The 17,718-nt window shown below is 71.2% G+C and carries 15 protein-coding genes; 12 read left to right on the forward strand and 3 right to left on the reverse strand.

The genetic code is table 11. The features are described from left to right. Positions 1-32: 32 nt before the first annotated feature. The 3 genes from ACIA8E_RS19485 to ACIA8E_RS19495 all read left to right on the forward strand — a co-directional run bounded on the left by ACIA8E_RS19485 (position 33) and on the right by ACIA8E_RS19495 (position 2,733). Positions 33-899 carry a hypothetical protein gene (locus ACIA8E_RS19485; RefSeq protein WP_399299557.1) on the forward strand — a complete coding sequence of 289 codons (867 nt, stop codon included), beginning with the start codon at positions 33-35 and terminating at the stop codon, positions 897-899. Positions 900-1,059: 160 nt separating this feature from the next. Then, entirely contained in the window at positions 1,060-1,803 is a 744-nt protein-coding gene (locus tag ACIA8E_RS19490; RefSeq protein ID WP_399299729.1) for an HNH endonuclease family protein, read from the forward strand. Positions 1,804-1,986: 183 nt separating this feature from the next. After that, positions 1,987-2,733, forward strand: coding sequence for an N-acetyltransferase (locus tag ACIA8E_RS19495; protein ID WP_399299560.1), 747 nt, complete (start codon positions 1,987-1,989; stop codon positions 2,731-2,733). A 46-nt stretch (positions 2,734-2,779) separates the two neighbouring features. Here ACIA8E_RS19495 and ACIA8E_RS19500 read toward each other — a convergent pair whose 3' ends face one another. Together ACIA8E_RS19500 and ACIA8E_RS19505 are read right to left on the reverse strand one after the other, a co-directional pair. Next, positions 2,780-3,511: a hypothetical protein gene (locus ACIA8E_RS19500; RefSeq protein WP_399299563.1), complete on the reverse strand. Its 732-nt coding sequence runs from the start codon at positions 3,509-3,511 to the stop codon at positions 2,780-2,782. Positions 3,512-3,549: 38 nt separating this feature from the next. Next, positions 3,550-4,401, reverse strand: coding sequence for a DUF4190 domain-containing protein (locus tag ACIA8E_RS19505; RefSeq protein ID WP_399299566.1), 852 nt, complete (start codon positions 4,399-4,401; stop codon positions 3,550-3,552). A 234-nt stretch (positions 4,402-4,635) separates the two neighbouring features. On the opposite strand from ACIA8E_RS19505, the gene ACIA8E_RS19510 reads away from it, so the two are divergent. From ACIA8E_RS19510 to ACIA8E_RS19520, 3 genes are all read left to right on the forward strand, one after another. Continuing rightward, on the forward strand, positions 4,636-6,813 hold the full coding sequence (locus ACIA8E_RS19510; RefSeq protein WP_399299569.1) for an N-6 DNA methylase: 2,178 nt from the start codon (positions 4,636-4,638) through the stop codon (positions 6,811-6,813). Positions 6,814-6,942: 129 nt separating this feature from the next. Next, positions 6,943-7,563 (forward strand): hypothetical protein, encoded by a 621-nt coding sequence (locus tag ACIA8E_RS19515; protein ID WP_399299572.1) that lies wholly within the window; start codon positions 6,943-6,945, stop codon positions 7,561-7,563. After that, entirely contained in the window at positions 7,560-9,092 is a 1,533-nt protein-coding gene (locus tag ACIA8E_RS19520; RefSeq protein WP_399299575.1) for a protein kinase, read from the forward strand. Before ACIA8E_RS19515 ends, ACIA8E_RS19520 begins: the two co-directional genes overlap by 4 nt. On the opposite strand, the gene ACIA8E_RS19525 is transcribed toward ACIA8E_RS19520, so the two are convergent. Then, complete coding sequence (locus ACIA8E_RS19525) at positions 9,068-11,680, reverse strand: YfhO family protein (protein ID WP_399299578.1); 2,613 nt, start codon at positions 11,678-11,680, stop codon at positions 9,068-9,070. The two genes, ACIA8E_RS19520 and ACIA8E_RS19525, sit on opposite strands and share 25 nt — an antisense overlap. Positions 11,681-11,813: 133 nt before the next feature. Here ACIA8E_RS19525 and ACIA8E_RS19530 point away from each other — a divergent pair, with 133 nt between their 5' ends. From ACIA8E_RS19530 to ACIA8E_RS19555, 6 genes are all read left to right on the forward strand, one after another. Beyond that, positions 11,814-12,773 (forward strand): glycosyltransferase family 2 protein, encoded by a 960-nt coding sequence (locus ACIA8E_RS19530; protein ID WP_399299581.1) that lies wholly within the window; start codon positions 11,814-11,816, stop codon positions 12,771-12,773. Next, positions 12,770-13,171, forward strand: coding sequence for a GtrA family protein (locus ACIA8E_RS19535; RefSeq protein ID WP_399299584.1), 402 nt, complete (start codon positions 12,770-12,772; stop codon positions 13,169-13,171). Before ACIA8E_RS19530 ends, ACIA8E_RS19535 begins: the two co-directional genes overlap by 4 nt. A 138-nt stretch (positions 13,172-13,309) precedes the next feature. Beyond that, positions 13,310-13,966, forward strand: coding sequence for a SurA N-terminal domain-containing protein (locus ACIA8E_RS19540; RefSeq protein ID WP_399299586.1), 657 nt, complete (start codon positions 13,310-13,312; stop codon positions 13,964-13,966). Positions 13,967-14,231: 265 nt separating this feature from the next. Next, positions 14,232-15,194, forward strand: a complete 963-nt coding sequence (locus tag ACIA8E_RS19545; protein ID WP_399299589.1) for a nucleoside triphosphate pyrophosphohydrolase — start codon at positions 14,232-14,234, stop codon at positions 15,192-15,194. A 9-nt stretch (positions 15,195-15,203) separates the two neighbouring features. Next, complete coding sequence (locus ACIA8E_RS19550) at positions 15,204-16,505, forward strand: cytochrome P450 (protein ID WP_399299592.1); 1,302 nt, start codon at positions 15,204-15,206, stop codon at positions 16,503-16,505. Positions 16,506-16,610: 105 nt separating this feature from the next. Further along, positions 16,611-17,546: a transglycosylase family protein gene (locus tag ACIA8E_RS19555; RefSeq protein ID WP_399299594.1), complete on the forward strand. Its 936-nt coding sequence runs from the start codon at positions 16,611-16,613 to the stop codon at positions 17,544-17,546. Positions 17,547-17,718: the final 172 nt, after the last annotated feature.

Genomic DNA, 17,718 nt, shown 5'->3' on the forward strand with positions numbered 1-17,718 from the left:
ACAAGATAATGGATCGGCCGGAGGGTGGAGACATGTCCGAGGAGTTGGGTCGCGTACGTCAGATGTGGCACCTGCTGGAGCCTCTGCACGCGGTGCTCTATTACGCGCCGGAGGTGTTCGACGAGGCCGCCGTGCTCGGCTACCGCACCGATGAGCGCTGGCCCAGCTACTTCGCCTGGCGCGCGGCGCCGTTGGGGGCGGTCGACGCGGAGCGGGTCGCCGAAACCTTCTACAGCTTCAGTCCGCAGATGGTGCAGGAGCACATTCCGGCCGCCTGGTCCGTCGCCTCTCCCGATGCGGTGGTCGCGGCCCGCACGAAGGCGGTCGACCGTGCGTACCGGGCGCTGTTCGGGGAGCAGGCCGCCGGCCCGGAGATCACCGAGGCCGCCGCGCTGGCCCGGCGCGTCGCGGAGGCCGCGGATGTGACCGGTCGTCCGCTGGCCGAGGCCAACGCCGCCCTGCCGTGGCCGGACGAACCGCATCCGGCGCTCTGGCACGCGGCGACGGTTCTGCGCGAGCACCGCGGGGACGGGCACATCGCCGCGCTCGCCGAGGCGGGGCTCGACCCGGTCGAGTCGCTGGTCTCGTTCGCCGGAATCGGTGCCGCACGCCCGGAGGTGTTCGAAAGCCGGGCCTGGAGCGGCGAGGAGTGGAACGCGGCCCGTGGACGGCTGGTGAAGCGCGGGCTGTTGGAGGAGGACGGCGCGGCGACGGAGGCGGGCCGTGCGCTGCGCACCGAAGTCGAGCGGCGCACCGACGAACAGGCGGCCGCACCCTGGCGGGTGCTCGGCGAGGGGGAGCGGGAGCGGCTCGTGGAGCTGCTGGGGCCGTTGTGGGTTGCGGCGATCGGGTCCGGGCTGCTGCCGTCCGAGACGACGCTCGGCATCGGGAAGGTGTGAGGAGGAAGGTGTCGGGCGAGGGGGAGTGTGATTCGGGCCGCATCCCTCGGGTATCGCGGCCATGAACGTCCGTCAGCGGGGAAGACGTCCGTAGGATTCGCGGGTTCGACTTCCCCCGTCAGGATGGCTTCGAGTGATATCTCCCCACGCGTACCGAGTGATGCTGCCTGCGCTGGGCGCGGCGGCGGTTCTGGCCCTGGCGGGCTGTGACCCCGATGACGTGACCGCCGGTGGCGGCGGATCGGCGGGCGGCGGGCAGTCGGCGGCCGGCTTCGGCGCCGGCCCGCTGAGCAACCCCGACGGTACGAAGCCCGGCCTCGCCCCTCTCACCTCCGACGCGGACCGGGCCGCCGCTTTGAAGCTCATCGAGAAGGTGAGCACGAAGGGCCGCGGGCCGAAGACCGGTTACGAGCGGGACAAGTTCGGCTACGCCTGGAAGGATTCGGTCGACGGCATCCCGCTCTCCCGCAACGGCTGCGACACCCGCAACGACCTGTTGGCCAGGGACGGCAAGGATGTCGAACTCCGGTCGGGGTCGGACTGCGTCGTCGTCTCCATGACCCTCAAGGACCCGTACACCGGCTCGACCATCGAGTGGAGCAAGCAGCTGGCCACGAAGGTCCAGATCGACCACGTCATGCCGCTCTCGTACGACTGGCAGATGGGTGCCTCCCGCTGGCCCGAGGCCAAGCGCCAGCAGATCGCCAACGACCCGCTCAACCTCATCCCGGTCGACGGCCCGGCCAACAGCGCCAAGAGTGACTCCGGCCCGGCCTCCTGGCTGCCGCCGTACAAGCGGATCCGCTGTTCGTACGCGGTGCGGTTCGCACAGGTCTCGCTGAAGTACGCGCTGCCGGTGACCACCGCCGACAAGCGGGCGATGCTGGCGCAGTGCGGCGGTTGACGGCGTCGGGCCGCTGAGCAGGGGACAGGCACGAGGCCCTGACGGCAGCCGTCCTTCCGGGTGGGTCCGGCGCCGACGGGCCGGACGGTGCCGGGCGTACGTACGGTCACGCGGCCGCGGCCGTGCAGCGGGGCATCGGCAAACAGGTTGGCTTCGGGAGTCCCGCTGCCTAGCGTGTGGTGGATGGAGCTGGAGATCACCACCCTCGCCGCGCGCCCCGAGTTCGCCGGGCCCATGCAGGAGATGCCCGAGACCTGGCCGGAGTTCGTCCTGGAGGACCTCGTGGGGTGGGCCAACTACCCCAGGCTCGCCGTCGATTTCCCGGAATACGCGCTCGTCGCGACGGACCCGGACGGTGGCGTCGCCGCGCGGGCGTACAGCGTGCCGTTCGCGCTGCATGCTCCGGGGCGCGGGGAGTTGCCCGAGGGCGGCTGGGACCAGTCGCTGCTGTGGGCCTTCTCCGACCTGCGGCGTGGGCGTACGCCGGACACGGTCGGCGCGATCGAGATCGCCGTCGCCAAGGGGCGGCAGGGTGAGGGGATCTCGGGGCGGATGGTCGCCGCGATGCGGGAGAACGCCGGGCGACTCGGGTTCCGGGAGCTCGTCGCCCCGGTGCGGCCGAGTGCCAAGCACCTGGACGCCTCGGCCGTGATGGAGGAGTACGCACGCCGGACCCGGGCGGAGGACGGGCTTCCGTACGACCCGTGGCTGCGCGTCCATGTGCGGGCGGGCGGTGTGATCGAGGCGGTGGCGCCGGTGTCCATGACGGTGTCGGGTTCCCTCGAGCGGTGGCGGTCCTGGACCGGGCTGCCGTTCGACGAGGACGGTCCGGTGGAGGTTCCGGGGGCGTTGGTGCCGGTGCACTGTTCGGTGGCGCATGGATACGCGGTGTATGTGGAGCCCAATGTGTGGGTGCGGCACCGGGTGTGAAGACGAACGACCCGCCTGTACGTGTGTGTACAGGCGGGTCCGTGTGTCAGACGGCCGGTCTCTTTACCGTGAACGGTTTGTCGAAATCTGTGAACTCGACGGTGAGCGGGGTCCCGGTGCTGAAGCGCAGCTTCAGGAGGTGGGGCCTGCCCTCCGCGGCGACCACCGCCTGCCATGTCCCCGTGCCCGCCCGGCCGGTGAGGGACAGGGCGGGCGTGGTGCCGACAGTGGTCGCCCTCCCCTTGTGCGCGGTATCGCTGTTCTCCGCCAGGCGGTCGAGGAAGCCCTTCCGGTCGCAGTAGCCCAGGGTCTGCGCCGTGAACCTGTCGGCGTGGTCCGCGTTCACCCAGCGGCCCGTGAGTTTCCTGACCTCGGCGTCCGTGTCGGTGCGCGGCCGGCCCGCGGACGCAGCCCGCAGCATCGCCTCGTCGGACTGGGTGTAGACCGTGCCGCCGGTCCTGACCAGGTCCATCGTGCCTGCCGCTCCCATGGAGAGCGTCACCGTGCACTCGCCCCTGATGTCGGTGGCCACGTACGCCTCGACCGAGGTGCCGTCGGGCGACTTCGTTCCCACGGTGATACGTACCGACTTGGCGGCCCGGGTCGCCGCCAGGGCCTTGCCGGCGACTTCGGGTCCGGTCAGCCGGGCGAACGGCGCGGTGTCGTGCTGCTGCGCGAACACCGGGTTGCAGGCCGTGAGAGCCAGGGCCGTGACGGCGCAGAGCGTCGCTGGCGCGGTGCGGAGAGCGGTTGCGGCGATGCGGGCGAGGAGGCGCATGGTCGGGCTCCCGTCGGGGTGGTCAAGAGCTGGGCGCTCTAGAGCTTCAGGTCCCACTGGGTGGCGTCGTACGTGAAGCCGGGGTTGACCTCGACGGTCAGGTTCCTGGCGTCCGCCGGGGCGTCGAAGGCGAACTGGACGGTGACCTTCTTGCCCGGCAGGACCGTGCCGCTGAAGCCTTCGCCGACCTTGCCGTCGAAGATCTGCTCGGCGTCCACACCGTCCTTGCCGGCCCGCGCCTCGACGTTGACGAGCGCCGAGTCGAACTTCTCCTTGCCCGCGTTCTCGATGACCACGGCGATCCGGTACGCCTTGTTGCCCTTCGTGTGGCCGGCGGCGAACGAGTCGGGGGTGTACGAGGTCGCGTCGCCGACCGTGACCGTCAGATCGTCGTCGTAGACGGCCGAGTCGCCGGCCTCCAGCGCCTTCCCGGCGTCCGGCTTCTCGTTGCCGCCGGAGCCCTTGCCCTTGTTCTTCCCGGAGCCCGTGTCGCCGGCCTTCGGCGCGGCGGTGGCCGTGGTGTCCGACACCGCCCTGTCGAGCTCGTCCACCGCGTCGCCCACCGCCTTGAACGTGATCACCGCACCGACCACGGAGAGGATCAGGGCGATCAGGCCGAGGACGGCGCCGAACGTGGTCGCGCCCTTGTTGGTGGCCTCGCCGCGCTTGACCCGGCCCCGGCCGACCAGGCCGAGGATCAGGGCGATGACGCCGAGGATGCCCGCCAGCCAGAAGAGGAACGGGATCAGGCCGGAGACGGCGCCGATGATGCCGAGGATCAGCGCCGAGATGCCGAGGCCGTTGCGGGCCGGGCGCAGGCCCGACGTCTGGGCCGGGGCGTACGGCTGCTGGGGCTGCGGGGACTGCGGCGGCTGCGTGAACTGGGACATGGCTGTGCCCTCCGGCAAGTGCAGGGATGAGTGGTGAGCGGAATGCTGCGCCGCCTGGTGTAGCGACAGGTCAATAACAACAGGGCTTGTGAACCGAGTCAACACTGCTACTGCGGAACGGATTCATGCACGGTGTGAATCGATGTCATGTGAACGGCTCGGTATGCTCGCCTACACAGGGCAGGCAGCGCGGACGGATCAGGACCAGGACGCCCAGGACCAGGGAGACAGTCAGTGCCGGAGAACTCGACAGAGGTGACCGCGGCCGGAATCGCCCGGCTCGCAGGGGTGGGCCGCGCCGCCGTCAGCAACTGGCGACGCCGCCACGCCGACTTCCCCAAGCCGGTCGGCGGCACGGAGACCAGCCCGTCCTTCGCCCTGCCCGAAGTCGAACAGTGGCTGCGCGACCAGGGGAAGCTCGCCGAGGTCCCGCTCCGTGAACGGGTCTGGCAGCAGCTGGCCGGGCACCCGGCAGGCGCCGTCCCCGCCCTCGTCCACACGGGCTGCGCCCTGCTGCTCGTCCGGGACAGGCCCACCGCCTGGCTGGAGATCACCGCCGTGTCGGACGAGCGGATGGCCAAGGTGCTGCACCTCGCTCTGAACGACCTGCTCACCGCACGCTTCGGTCCGGCCACCGAAGCAGGCGACGGAAGCGGAGGCGGAAGAACGAGTGGGTGCGTACGCGCTGTTCACACCCCCACCGCCGACGAACTCCTTCCGTCCGTCCCCCTGCTGCGCGCCGCTGCCGAACTCGCCGCCGGGACCGGCGCCCGCCAGGCCTTCGAGTTCCTCCTCGGCCGCCAGCTCGACGCCAACCCGCGCCAGTTCACCCTCACCCCTCCGGGCCTCGCCGAGCTGATGGCCGCCCTCGTGGAGACAGGTGGCCGGCCCGCCCGTACGGTCCTCGACCCGGCGACGGGAACCGGCGCCCTGCTGCGCGCCCTCAGCCGTCCGACCGCCCTGTACGCGCAGGATGCCGACCCCGACCTCGCTGCGCTGACCGCGCTCCGACTCGCCCTGAACTCCGCCATCGAGAGCTGCACGGTCGCCGTGCGGGCCGGCGACACCCTGCGCGCCGACGCGTTCCCGCAGCTCGCCGTCGACGCCGTGCTCTGCCACCCGCCGTTCAACGAGCGCAACTGGGGGCACGACGAGCTCGCCTACGACCCCCGCTGGGAGTACGGCTTCCCCGCCCGTACGGAGTCCGAACTCGCCTGGGTCCAGCACGCCCTGGCCCATCTGCGCGAGGGCGGGACCGCCGTCCTGCTGATGCCCCCGGCCGCCGCGTCGCGCCGTTCCGGCCGTCGGATCCGTGCCGATCTGCTGCGCCGCGGCGCCCTTCGTGCCGTCGTCGCCCTCCCGGCAGGCGCCGCACCCCCCTACGGCATCCCGCTCCACCTCTGGGTGCTGCGCAAGCCCGGCGCCGGTGCCCGCCCCTCGCCCGAGCTGCTGCTCGTAGACACTGCCGAGCCCGCCGAACCGGCTGCGGCGACGGCTGCCGCCCCCGCGCCGGGCGGACGCGACCGGCTCGACTGGCAGGCGGTACGCAGCGCCGTGCTGGGCGCCTGGGAGCCGTTCGACCGGGCGGAGCGGACCGGTCCCGAGTCGGACACCCCCCTCGGCCGAACCGGCCAGGACCGGCCGGGTGCCAGCCGGGTCGTCCCCGTCATCGAACTCCTCGACGACGACGTGGACCTGGCCCCCGCCCGCCATCTGCCCCCGCCGACGGCCGGTGGCGGGCCCGCCGAACTCACCCGCGTACGGGACCGGCTGGCCGAGACGCTGCGGCTGACGGCCACTCTCACCCCGCCGCTCGCGGACCTCTCCGACCCGGCCCGCTGGCCTCTCACCACCGTCGGTGAACTCGCCCGTGCCGGCGCACTCCAGCTCCGCACCGGCGGCTCCGGCACCGGACGAGGGCCCGTCCTCATGGAATACGACGTCCTGGGCTCCACCGCCCCCTCCGGAACACTTCCCGCCACCCCCGCGAGCACCGACGGGCCGCCCGAGGAGCCGGTCCTCGTCGAGCCCGGTGACGTCGTCGTCCCCGTACTCGGTGGCGGCACCGTCGCCCGGGTGATCGACGAGGCCACCGCGGGCGCCGCACTCGGCCGCAACCTTCAGCTGCTGCGCCCCGATCCGGCCGCCCTCGACCCGTGGTTCCTCGCCGGTTTCCTGCGCGGCACCGCCAACAATCGGCAGGCCAGCAGTTACGCGTCGACCGCGACCCGGCTCGACGCCCGCCGCCTCCAGCTGCCGCGCATGCCACTCGCCGAACAGCAGCGGTACGGGGCGCAGTTCCGCGCCCTCGCCGCGTTCGAGGACGCGCTCCGGCTGACCGGCCGGCTCGGCGGACAGCTGGTCCAGGGGATGTACGACGGGCTGACGGACGGTACGGTCACGCCGAAGTGAGCTGAACCACAACGGTTCCGTACAACCCCGGGACCGTTGTCGGTGTCGCCCTTTACGCTCAGGTCTGCCAGATCTGCGCGCGCTGACAGGTGCGTTCAGCACTTCCCCGACCAGGTACCAGGAGCAGCCATGTACGGCCCGGGTCATCCGCCGCAGCCGACGCCTATGCCGCCGCGTCGGCTGCCCAGCCAGGCCTGGGTCGTCTCGATGCGCGTGCTGTTCGTGGTGCTCTCGGTGGGCTCGATCGGTCTGCTGCTGTGGGCTCCGCTGCTGCGCCTCGCGATCGTGCGCCGCAGGACGTTCGACTGGTGGCTGACCGGGGCCGGCTTCGTGTTCATCTGTGTCCTCGTGCCGATCATCGGCAGGGACGGCAGCAATGCCGACGCCAACGGCATCGACTTCGTTCTCATACCGATGCTGCTCCTGGCGATGCTGGGCGCCCCCGTGTACTACGTGGTCGCGGACATCCGCCACTACGAGCAGCTCGCGAAGCAGCCTTTCGCCGGCGGGTACCTGCCGCCGGTGCCGGGCTACGGGTACACGACCGTCCCCCTACAGCAGCCGCGGCCCGCTCAGTCGCAGCAGCACCAGCCGCAGCAGTACCAGCAGCATCAGCCGCCCCGGTACCAGCCCGCGCATCCCCAGAGCTCGCAACCCCAGCCCGCGCCCACCCCGCCCCACCGCATCGACCAGGTCCGCGCCGAGCTCGACGAGCTGAGCGACTACCTCCGTAAGGAGGAGGACCGTTGAACGGACGCGTCATCGCCGGGCGGTACGAGCTGGCGACCATCCTGGGCCAGGGCGGCATGGGCCAGGTCTGGACGGCGTACGACCAACGCCTGGACCGCAGGGTCGCGGTGAAGCTGCTCCGGCCCGACCGGGTCGCCGGTCCCGGCGGCAGCGGTGCCGCCGACGAGCTGCGGCGCCGGTTCGTGCGCGAGTGCCGGGTCACCGCCCAGGTGGACCATCCGGGCCTGGTCACCGTCCATGACGCGGGCAATGACGGCGACGACCTGTTCCTCGTCATGCAGTACGTCGAGGGCTCCGACCTCGCCGACCATCTCGCCGAGCACGACCCGTATCCCTGGCAGTGGTCAGTCGCCGTGGCCGCCCAGCTCTGTGCCGCGCTCTCCGCCGTGCACGCCGTGCCGATCGTCCACCGCGACCTCAAGCCCCGCAATCTGATGGTGCGCCCGGACGGCACGATCACCGTCCTCGACCTTGGCGTCGCCTCCGTCCTGGACAACGACACCACCCGGCTCACCCACACCGGAACGCCGATCGGTTCCCCGGCCTACATGGCGCCCGAGCAGGCGATGGGCGGCGCCGTCGGCCCGTACACCGACCTCTACGCGCTCGGGGTGCTGCTCCACGAACTGCTCAGCGGGGACGTGCCGTTCGCCGGATCCACCGCCCTCGGTGTGCTGCACCGTCACCTCTACGAGCCGCCGCTCCCGGTCCGGCAGATCCGGCCCGAGATCCCCGAGCCCCTCGAAGCGCTCGTGCTGCGGCTGCTCGCCAAGGACCCGCAGCACCGTCCGGCGAGCGCCCAGGAGGTGTACGAACACCTCACCCCGCTCCTCCCGTCCCGCTCCACGGGGCTGCCGTCCGGCCCGCTCGACCCGACCCGCCCCTTTCTGCGACCGCACGCCCCGTGGCCCGACCTGGTCACGACTCCGCCCGCCGCGCAGCCGGCGCCGGTGGCCGCCAAACCGGATGTCGCGGCCGCCGTCGACGAGGTGAAGCAGCTGCTCGGGCAGGGCAGGATCACCCAGGCCGTGGACATCCTCGGTGGCATCCTCCCGGCCGCGGCCGAACAGCACGGTGAGGGTTCGCCGGTGGTCCGCATCCTGCGCAAGCAGTACGCGGCGACGCTCATGGACGACGGGCAGTACCGTCGCGCCCTGCCCGAACTGCGCCGCCTCGCCGACGACCGCGTGGCGGAGGCCGGCCCGGCCGACACCCAGACGCTGCAGTACCGCTACGACGCGGCGCAGTGCCTGGAGCAGCTGGGCGAACCGGCCGCCGCGCTCGCGGAGTACCGCGCGGTCCTGCCGTACTACGAGAACCAGTACGCGACGGGCAACGACCCGGCCCGTTCCTTCGAGATCCGTCAGCGCATCGGGTATCTGCTGCTCGCGGTCGGCGACCATGCGGCGGCGCGCGGGCAGCTCCAGGCACTGCTGTACGACACCGAGCGGATGTACGGGCCGCACCACCCGCTGCCGGTGGAGCTGCGCCGCCAGCTCGACCGTCAGATGCAGGTCCGCGGCGGCTGAGCGGACCGGACGCGGCGGGCCGGTCCGGCGCCGACGGCGTGACGGGACGGGCTCGCTCGGTCCGGTCCCGCCAGCACAAAGTCCTGCCGCCCGCCGCGTCGTCGCACCAGCGCACCCCACACCGCCGCCCCGGCCAGCACGAGCAGCGCGCCCGCTCCGACCGTCGAACCGGCCCGCAGCCCGGGCGGCCGGAACGTGCAGTCCACGGAGGACGCGTGGGCGGGGACCGGCACCGCGACCAGTCCCAGATACGAGTCGGCGGGCCGCCCCTCGCAGCTCCAGCCCGCGATCCGGGGCGCGGCGAGCACGACGGTTCCGCGGCTTCCGGGCGGCAGTTCGGCCCGGACGCCGTCATCGGTGACACGGACCGACGTCGCTCCTGTGCGCCGCAGCCCGGTCACGGCCGCGGCCAGCCGGTCCCGGTCCAGACAGCCGAGGGCCTCGCGCGGCACGGTGCCCGCGCGGACGGACCGCAGCGTGACCACGACCTGCCCGTCGGCGCCCACGATCCGTCCAAGTGGTTCCATCGCCGCGCGGCGGGCCGGCAACAGGCCCCGGAGCTCGGTCTCCTGGGCCGCGCCCGGCCGATCGCTCACCCGCGCCGAGCCGAACACTCCGGGTGTCCACAGATACACCTCGCTGTCCGCCGCACAGCGGGCGGTCAGCCGGTACGTACCGCGCCCCACCCGCTGGGTGCGGTCGCCCTGATCCTCGACCGGAGCACCGCTCACCGTCCGGAGTGCCGTCCGTGGCACGTTATAGACCCGTGAACCGAGCAGCGCCTCCTGGTTCCGGAACGGCGACGGGCCGAAGGACGGCGCCGCGCCCGGTTGCCGCACCGTCACCAGCGGCGGCACCTGCTGCCGGACCACCGTCACCGGCCGGTCGTCCGGTGTGTTCCACCGCTGGTGCGGGTCACGCGGCCCGTGGACCCGAGCACCGACCGAGAAGATCGCGTCGGTCACGGGGTTGTCCATGCTCTGCACGGCCCGGCCGTGGGACGTCCAGCCGGCGCCGAGGGCGGCGAGCGTGCGGGTCAGCACGGCCGGGGTATGGCTGCTGTAGTACGCGGCGCCCTCACCGCCCACGAGCAGCGGATCGTTGGCGGTGGTCCGCTCCCCACCGGGGTCGGTGCGGTAGCGCGGCCAGCCGTCCGCGCGGGCCACCGCGTCGGCCTGTACGCGCTGCCGCTCGCCCCAGGGCGCGTAGTGATCGAGCTGGGCCAGGCGCTGCCGGTCGGCGAACGCAGTGGTCGCCGCGGCCTGCCCCACCAGCGCACCGGTCAGCAGCACGGCGGCGAGACCCGCCCGACGGCCCCGGGCGGGCAGGGCGAGCGCGGCGGCCGTTGCCACCAGCCCGGCCGCGAACAGCAGGTACGACCGGTGCGTGGCCAGGTCGCTGAAGGCCGCCCCGGCCGCGATCAGCGCCAGCACGGCGCCTCCGCCGAGCAGGGCCCGGGGCCCGGGCCGTCCGTACGAGACCGAGATCCAGGCAGCGATCACCACCAGACCGGCGAGCACGAACGTCTGCCGGTACGGACTGCCGTTGGGCGTCGCGAACGCGTGCCAGAGGAGGTGGGTCGGCCCCCACTGCAGCGACAGCCCGACCCCCGCCACCAGCCCCGCCCACGCCCACCGTTCGCGCCGCGGCACACCCCGCTGGAAGACGAGTGCGCAGGCCGGGAGCAGTGCGACGGCGCTCAGGAAGAGGGCGGGGGTGAAGAAGCCGTACGTACCGGGGAACAGCCGGGCGAGCACATCGGACCAGGCAGCGGGCCGGAACGTCTGGTCCCAGCCGGGGTAGGCGTGTTTCGTGCCCAGGTAGACGGGAATCAGGACGGGCGCCGCGAGCCCGATCCCCAGCAGCACGCTCCCGGCTGCCCGCGCCAGCCCCCGTATCGCAGCCTTCGCCCTACCGGCCCCTTTCTCACCCTCCGTCAGCAGACGTACCACCAGCACCAGGGCGGCCCCCAGGGTCGCCATGTACGCCGTATAGAAGTTGGCGACCCAGACCACCGCGACGAGCAGCGGAGCCACCATGCGGTGGCGCCCCGTCCGGGCCCACTCACCGACCAGACAGAGCAGCGGCAGGGCGATCAGACCGTCCAGCCACATCGGGTTGTACGACGCCTCGGCGACCGACCAGCCGCACAACGCGTACGAGCTGCCGAGCACCCCGGCCACCCACCAGCGCCCGCCCCGCAGTGTCAGCAGCAGGAATGCCATCGCTGCCGCAGCGGATGCCATCTTCACCACGGTGACCACGTACACCGCGAGGTCGATGCGGTCCCGGGGGAAGACCCCGACGAGCAGCGCGAACGGGCTGGTCAGGTAGGTACCGAGATCCGGCAGGAAGCTGGTGCCGTACCCGGACGACCAGTTCAGGAACAGGTCGCCGTCGCCGCGCCCGTGCAGCAGGTCCCAGAGCCGGGTGTGGAACGGCACGAACTGATTGCCGAGATCATTGACGCTCCGGCTGTGCGGCCCGAACGGAAAGCTGCGGGCCCTGGCGTCGCCCGAGCACACGGTGGCCGTGGTGATCAATGCGGCGAGCATGGCCGCGGCCGTGCGGGGACGGAAAGTCGGCATACGGACGAATATCGCAGCCGTGAAAGTGATAAGCGGTACGGAACCGTCATTCAATAGTTCAATTCACCTGATGGTTGCTCATTGTCCATGTCCGGCCTGCATGTCTGACGCACCGACAGGGTGAGATGCTCCTGTGCTGATCTCGTTGGTAGTGCCTTGTTTCAACGAGGAGGAGATCCTCGAACGCTTCCATGCGCGTGCCACGGACGAAATGAGCCGGCTGGGGCATGATTTCCGGGTCGTCTACGTCGACGACGGCAGCGCGGACCGCACGCTGCCGATCCTGGAGGAGCTGGCCGCAGCCGACCCACGGATCCGCTACCTCTCCTTCAGCCGCAACTTCGGCAAGGAAGCCGCCATGCTCGCCGGCCTCCAGCACGCCGACGGCGATGCGGTCGTCATCATGGACGCGGACCTCCAGCACCCGCCCGAGCTCGTCGGCCGCATGCTGGAGGAGCACGCCCACGGCTACGACCAGGTGATCGCCCGCCGCAACCGCAAGGGCGACCGTGTCACCCGCACCCTCGGCGCCCGCGCCTACTACTCGCTGATCAACCGCCTGGTGGACGTGGAGCTGGTCGACGGGGTCGGTGACTTCCGGCTGCTGTCCCGGCGTACCGTCGACGCCGTCCTCGAACTCACCGAGTACAACCGTTTCTCCAAGGGCCTGTTCGCCTGGGTCGGATTCCGGACGACGACCTTCGGATACGAGAATGCGGTCCGTGAGAAGGGCAGCTCCGCCTGGACGATCGGGAAGCTTCTCAACTACGGGCTCGACGGGCTGCTCTCCTTCAACAACAAGCCGCTGCGCGCCGCCCTGTACCTGGGGATGGTGCTGATGTCCGTCGCCTTCGCCTACGCCGCCTGGATCGTCGGCGTCGCCCTGGTGAAGGGAGTGGACACGCCTGGCTACGTCACGCTGATCGTCGTGGTGACGGCCCTCGCCGGGGTCCAGATGGTGATAGTGGGCGTGGTCGGTGAGTATGTCGGCCGCATCTATTACGAGGTGAAGCGGCGCCCGCACTTCTTGGTGAAGGCATCCAATACCGGCGTACCGAATCAGCAGCGGCCGCGGGAGTTCGTACGCCGATGACGGTCACGGCCCAGATGACCCGCTTCGCCCTCGTCGGTGTCGTGAACACCGGTACGTACTACGGCTGCTACCTGGCCCTGCTGACCGTGCTGCCGTACCTGGCCGCGCATGTGATCGCGTTCACGTTGAGCATGACCGGCTCGTTCCTGCTGAACTCGTACTTCACGTACCGGACCCGGCCCACCTGGCGGAAGTTCCTGCTCTTCCCGCTCACCAACGCCGCCAACTTCGTCATCACGACCGGCGGTGTCTGGCTGCTGGTCGACCGTGCCGGCTTCAGCAGCCGCTACGCACCGCTGGTCGCGGCGGTGGCGGCCATCCCGATCACCTTTGTGGTCTCCCGCGCGATCATGCTGCGGCCGGACGCGAGGCCGAAAGCGGTCGAACGCGCGCGCTGACCACGCCGGATTCGGCCCACATCCCCAACTCCTTCCGAATCGTTGGTCGAACCAGTGGCCCGGATCACGCCCACTGCCTAACATCGATCACCGCAAGGTCTTGTGCACCACCGCACAATCTCTCCCCGGGAGGCTCCTTTGCACCGCCGCCGTCGCACCGCGCTCGTCGTCTCCGCCGCCATGCTCGTCGCGGCGCCGCTGCTCTCCGCCTGCGGGAACCAGGCCCACCCAGGTGCCGCAGCCGTGGTCGGAGGGGACCGGATCGAGGTGTCCACCGTGCAGGCCCAGGTGGCGGAGGTACGCACCGCGCAGCGCGGGTCCGACCAGTCCGTCCAGCTCATCAACAAGTCGGGGCAGCTCGGCCGGGCCAAGCTGCACGGGCTGATCTTCGACCGGATCCTGGACAAGGCCGCCGCGGACGCGGACGTGACGGTCAGCCGCAAGGAGATCCAGGAGATGCGGCAGTCGGCGGCCACCCAGTCCGGGGGAGAGGCGCAGCTGCGGACGATGATGCTCCAGCAGAGCTGGGTCGCCCCGGACCAGATCGAGGCCGTCCTGCGCGAGCAGGTCCAGCTGACGAAGCTGGCCCAGGCCCTCGGCGCCGACCTGCAGCAGCCCGTCGGGCAGAAGGCCGTCGGCGACGCACTCACTGCGGCGTCGAAGTCGCTGCACATCGACGTCAACCCGCGCTTCGGCACCTGGGACGACAAGCAGACCCAGCTCGCCAACTACAAGGCCCCGTGGATCACCCAGGTCACCAAGCCCGCCCAGCAGGAAGCCGCAGCAGGCGCTTAGGAGGTGTCCGGTCGGTCAGGCCGGGCTCGCGTGCGCCGGCGCGCACTCCTCCAGGGCCTTGAGGGCCAGGGGGACCCCTGCGGCGTTGTCGTCGGTCTTCCCCGGGTTCTCGGCTTCGCTCGAGCAGGGGAGACCCCATCCGCTCGGCGTGGGCTCCCTCCTCGGCCTTGCGGCTGCACGCACCACGGTGACATCAGCCGCTCCGCGGCGGGCCGCTCCCTGATCCGGCCTGACCGACCGGACGCCCCCTGGGTAGGTTGGTGGGGTGAACGCTGAAGATCCCGGTCGTATCGTCCTGCTCACCGCCAGCCACCGGGTCGCGCCCGGGCTGCTGTCCTGGCCGGCCTGGCAGACGCTGCACGCCGCCGACCGGGTGCTCTGCGCCGAGCAGGACCACCCCCAGCTGCCGTATCTGCGCGAGGCGGGCGTCACCGTCGAACACACCGCGCCCACCGCGCAGGAGCTCGTCGACGCCTGCGCGGGCGGCCGGACCGTCGTGGTCGTCACCGGCGGCGAGGGCAACCAGCCGCTGACGGACGGGCTGGCCCGGCTCGCCGGATCGGGCCGGGTGCAGATGCCGAACCTGGAGCTGCTGCCCGGCTCGTACGACCTGCCGGGCGCCCGCCTCCTCGATCTCGTCCAGGTCATGGACCGGATCAGGGCCGAGTGCCCCTGGACGTCGCAGAAGACCCACCAGGGGCTCGCCAAGTACGCCATCGAGGAGGCGTACGAACTGGTCGAGGCGATCGAGGACGGCGACCGCGACGAGCTGCGCGAGGAACTCGGGGACGTACTCCTTCAGGTCGTCCTCCACGCCAGGATCGCGGAGGACGACGAGGACCAGCCGTTCTCCGTCGACGATGTCGCGGCCACCCTCGTCGAGAAGCTGATCCACCGCCATCCGCATGTCTTCGGCGACGAGACCGCCGAGACCCCGGAGGACGTGCACGCGCACTGGCTGCGCACCAAGGCCATCGAGAAGCAGCGCGACTCGGTCACCGACGGGGTGCCGCTCGGCCAGCCCGGCCTGGCGCTGGCGGCGAAACTGGCCGGCCGGGTCCGTACCGCCGGACTCGATGTGGCGCTCCCCGCGGGGGGCGGCATCGGGTACGAGCTCCTCGCCCTCGCCGTACGCGCGGAACAGGACGGCACCGACCCCGAGGCGGCACTGCGCGCCGCCGGCCGCGCCTACCGGGACGCGATCCTCGCGGCGGAGACCAACGGATAACGTCAGGGGGTGAACGACAGCCCCGCCGACACCCCTGCCGACGCTCCTGCGGACGCCCCCGAACTCTTCACATGGGAGTTCGCCACCGACCCGTACCCGGCCTACGCCTGGCTGCGCGAGAACAGCCCCGTGCACCGCACCGAGCTGCCCAGCGGGGTCGAGGCATGGCTGGTGACGCGGTACGTGGACGCCCGGCAGGCCCTCGCCGACACCCGGCTCTCCAAGAACCCGGCGCACCACGACGAACCGGCGCACGCCAAGGGGAAGACCGGCATCCCGGGCGAGCGCAAGGCGGAGCTGATGACGCATCTGCTGAACATCGACCCGCCCGACCACACACGGCTGCGCCGCCTCGTCTCGAAGGCGTTCACGCCGCGCCGGGTCGCGGAGTTCGCGCCGCGCGTGCAGGAGCTGACGGACCGCCTCATCGACAACTTCATCGAGGTGGGGAGTGCGGACCTCATCCATGACTTCGCGTTCCCGCTCCCCATCTACGCGATCTGCGACCTGCTCGGCGTTCCGCGCGAGGACCAGGACGACTTCCGGGACTGGGCGGGCATGATGATCCGCCACGGCGGCGGGCCGCGTGGCGGGGTGGCGCGGTCGGTGAAGAAGATGCGCGGCTATCTCGCCGAACTGATCCACCGGAAGCGGGAGAACCCCGGGGACGATCTGATCTCGGGGCTGATCCGGGCCAGCGACCACGGCGAGCACCTCACCGAGAACGAGGCCGCCGCCATGGCCTTCATCCTCCTCTTCGCCGGCTTCGAGACGACGGTCAACCTCATCGGCAACGGGGTGTACGCCCTGCTGCGCAACCCCGAGCAGCGGGAGCGGCTGCAGCGTTCGCTCGACGCGGGGGAGACGGGGCTGCTGGAGACCGGCATCGAGGAACTGCTGCGGTACGACGGCCCGGTGGAGCTGGCGACCTGGCGGTTCGCCACCGAACCGCTGGTGCTCGGCGGGCAGCGGATCGCGGCGGGCGACCCCGTACTGGTGGTGCTCGCCGCCGCGGACCGGGATCCGGAACGGTTCGCCGACCCCGACACGCTCGACCTCTCCCGGCGTGACAATCAGCACCTCGGCTACGGTCACGGCATCCACTACTGCCTGGGGGCGCCGCTCGCCCGGCTGGAGGGACAGGCCGCGCTGGCCACGCTCCTGAGGCGCCTCCCGGACCTGCGCCTTGCGGTGGAACCTACCGATTTGCGGTGGCGCGGGGGGCTCATCATGCGCGGACTGCGCACTCTTCCCGTGGAGTTCCATCCCGGACATTGCTCCGGTGAAGGTGACGCTCTGTCAACTCCGTGACTTTCACGTGATCTGTACTGCATCGACTTGTGACAAGCGTTCGACTGCCGCTACGTTCACCGTTCGACTCACCAGTCACTTGTCAGTCACACGGAAGGCAACCCCATGGGCTCCGCGAACGGCAGACACCGTCGCCCTCGTCAGGCACCCGCCATCGTCGTCGCCGCAGGCGTCACCGGCTCTGCCATCGCCATCCCGCTGCTCGGCGCGGCCGGTGCGCACGCGGCCGACGCCACGACCTGGGACCGGGTCGCCGAGTGCGAGAGCGGCGGCATGTGGAGTGCCGACCTCGGCAACGGCTTCTACGGCGGTCTCCAGTTCTCGCAGGACACCTGGAAGTCGTACGGCGGCGAGGCGTACGCCTCGCGTGCCGACCTCGCCAGCCGCTCGCAGCAGATAGCGGTCGCCGAGAAGGTCCTCGACGACCAGGGGCCACGGGCGTGGCCCAGCTGCGCGGTGATCTCCGGGCTCACGGTGGACGGGACGCTGCCGGGTGTCGACCCGGGAAGCCTGCTGTCGGCCGACCCGACGGAGAGTGCGGACCCGTCCGACGAGGCGTCGGACGAGGCGAGCGCCACGGGCGGATCGAAGTCGTCGTCCGCCAAGTCGTCGGAGAAGTCGTCCGGCGAGACGTCGGGTCGGACGTCGGGCCAGGCATCGAGCGAGCCGTCGGCCGATGTGCCGGATACGTCGGGTTCAACCGACTCGTCCCGCTCGCCCGGTTCTTCCGGCAGCGAGACGGGCGGTAAGCATCGTGGCGCGCCGGCCCCCGAGGTGAGCCAGGGCATGGGACCGGGCGGTGACCGAGACTCGGGCCGCCATGCTTCCCGCGGTAACAGCGACGGGCGCGACACGCGCGACTCGGCCGCCGACGGCACATACACCGTTCGGCCGGGCGACAACCTCTGGGCGATTGCTGATGCACAGAAGGTTCATGGCGGATGGCCGGCGCTCTACGAGGCCAACAAGAGTGCTGTCGGCGACGACCCGGATCTCATTCTTCCTGGCCAGAGCCTCGATCTCGGTGTGAAGGCGGAGTGAGACCGGTCTGATCAACGGCTTAAATCACCCCAGAAATCGGGGTAGTTCAGAGGCCTATGTCCACTTATGCGTAAGTGAGACATGGGTCTCTTTGCGTTAATCGGCGTGTCTCGTCTGCCAGGCCTGTCCGCATTGCCCCCCACCTGCGAAAACGATGAACGGCCGGACGTGG

This window comes from Streptomyces sp. NPDC051664, from assembly GCF_044453545.1.
Lineage (GTDB): Bacteria > Actinomycetota > Actinomycetes > Streptomycetales > Streptomycetaceae > Streptomyces.

Coding starts and splice junctions, on each gene's coding strand:
- ACIA8E_RS19535 (WP_399299584.1), top strand. CDS start 12,770: ATGACGGTCACGGCCCAGATGACCCGCTTCGCCCTCGTCGGTGTCGTG.
- ACIA8E_RS19495 (WP_399299560.1), top strand. CDS start 1,987: ATGGAGCTGGAGATCACCACCCTCGCCGCGCGCCCCGAGTTCGCCGGG.
- ACIA8E_RS19490 (WP_399299729.1), top strand. CDS start 1,060: ATGCTGCCTGCGCTGGGCGCGGCGGCGGTTCTGGCCCTGGCGGGCTGT.
- ACIA8E_RS19515 (WP_399299572.1), top strand. CDS start 6,943: ATGTACGGCCCGGGTCATCCGCCGCAGCCGACGCCTATGCCGCCGCGT.
- ACIA8E_RS19485 (WP_399299557.1), top strand. CDS start 33: ATGTCCGAGGAGTTGGGTCGCGTACGTCAGATGTGGCACCTGCTGGAG.
- ACIA8E_RS19525 (WP_399299578.1), bottom strand. CDS start 11,680: ATGCCGACTTTCCGTCCCCGCACGGCCGCGGCCATGCTCGCCGCATTG.
- ACIA8E_RS19500 (WP_399299563.1), bottom strand. CDS start 3,511: ATGCGCCTCCTCGCCCGCATCGCCGCAACCGCTCTCCGCACCGCGCCA.
- ACIA8E_RS19505 (WP_399299566.1), bottom strand. CDS start 4,401: ATGTCCCAGTTCACGCAGCCGCCGCAGTCCCCGCAGCCCCAGCAGCCG.
- ACIA8E_RS19555 (WP_399299594.1), top strand. CDS start 16,611: ATGGGCTCCGCGAACGGCAGACACCGTCGCCCTCGTCAGGCACCCGCC.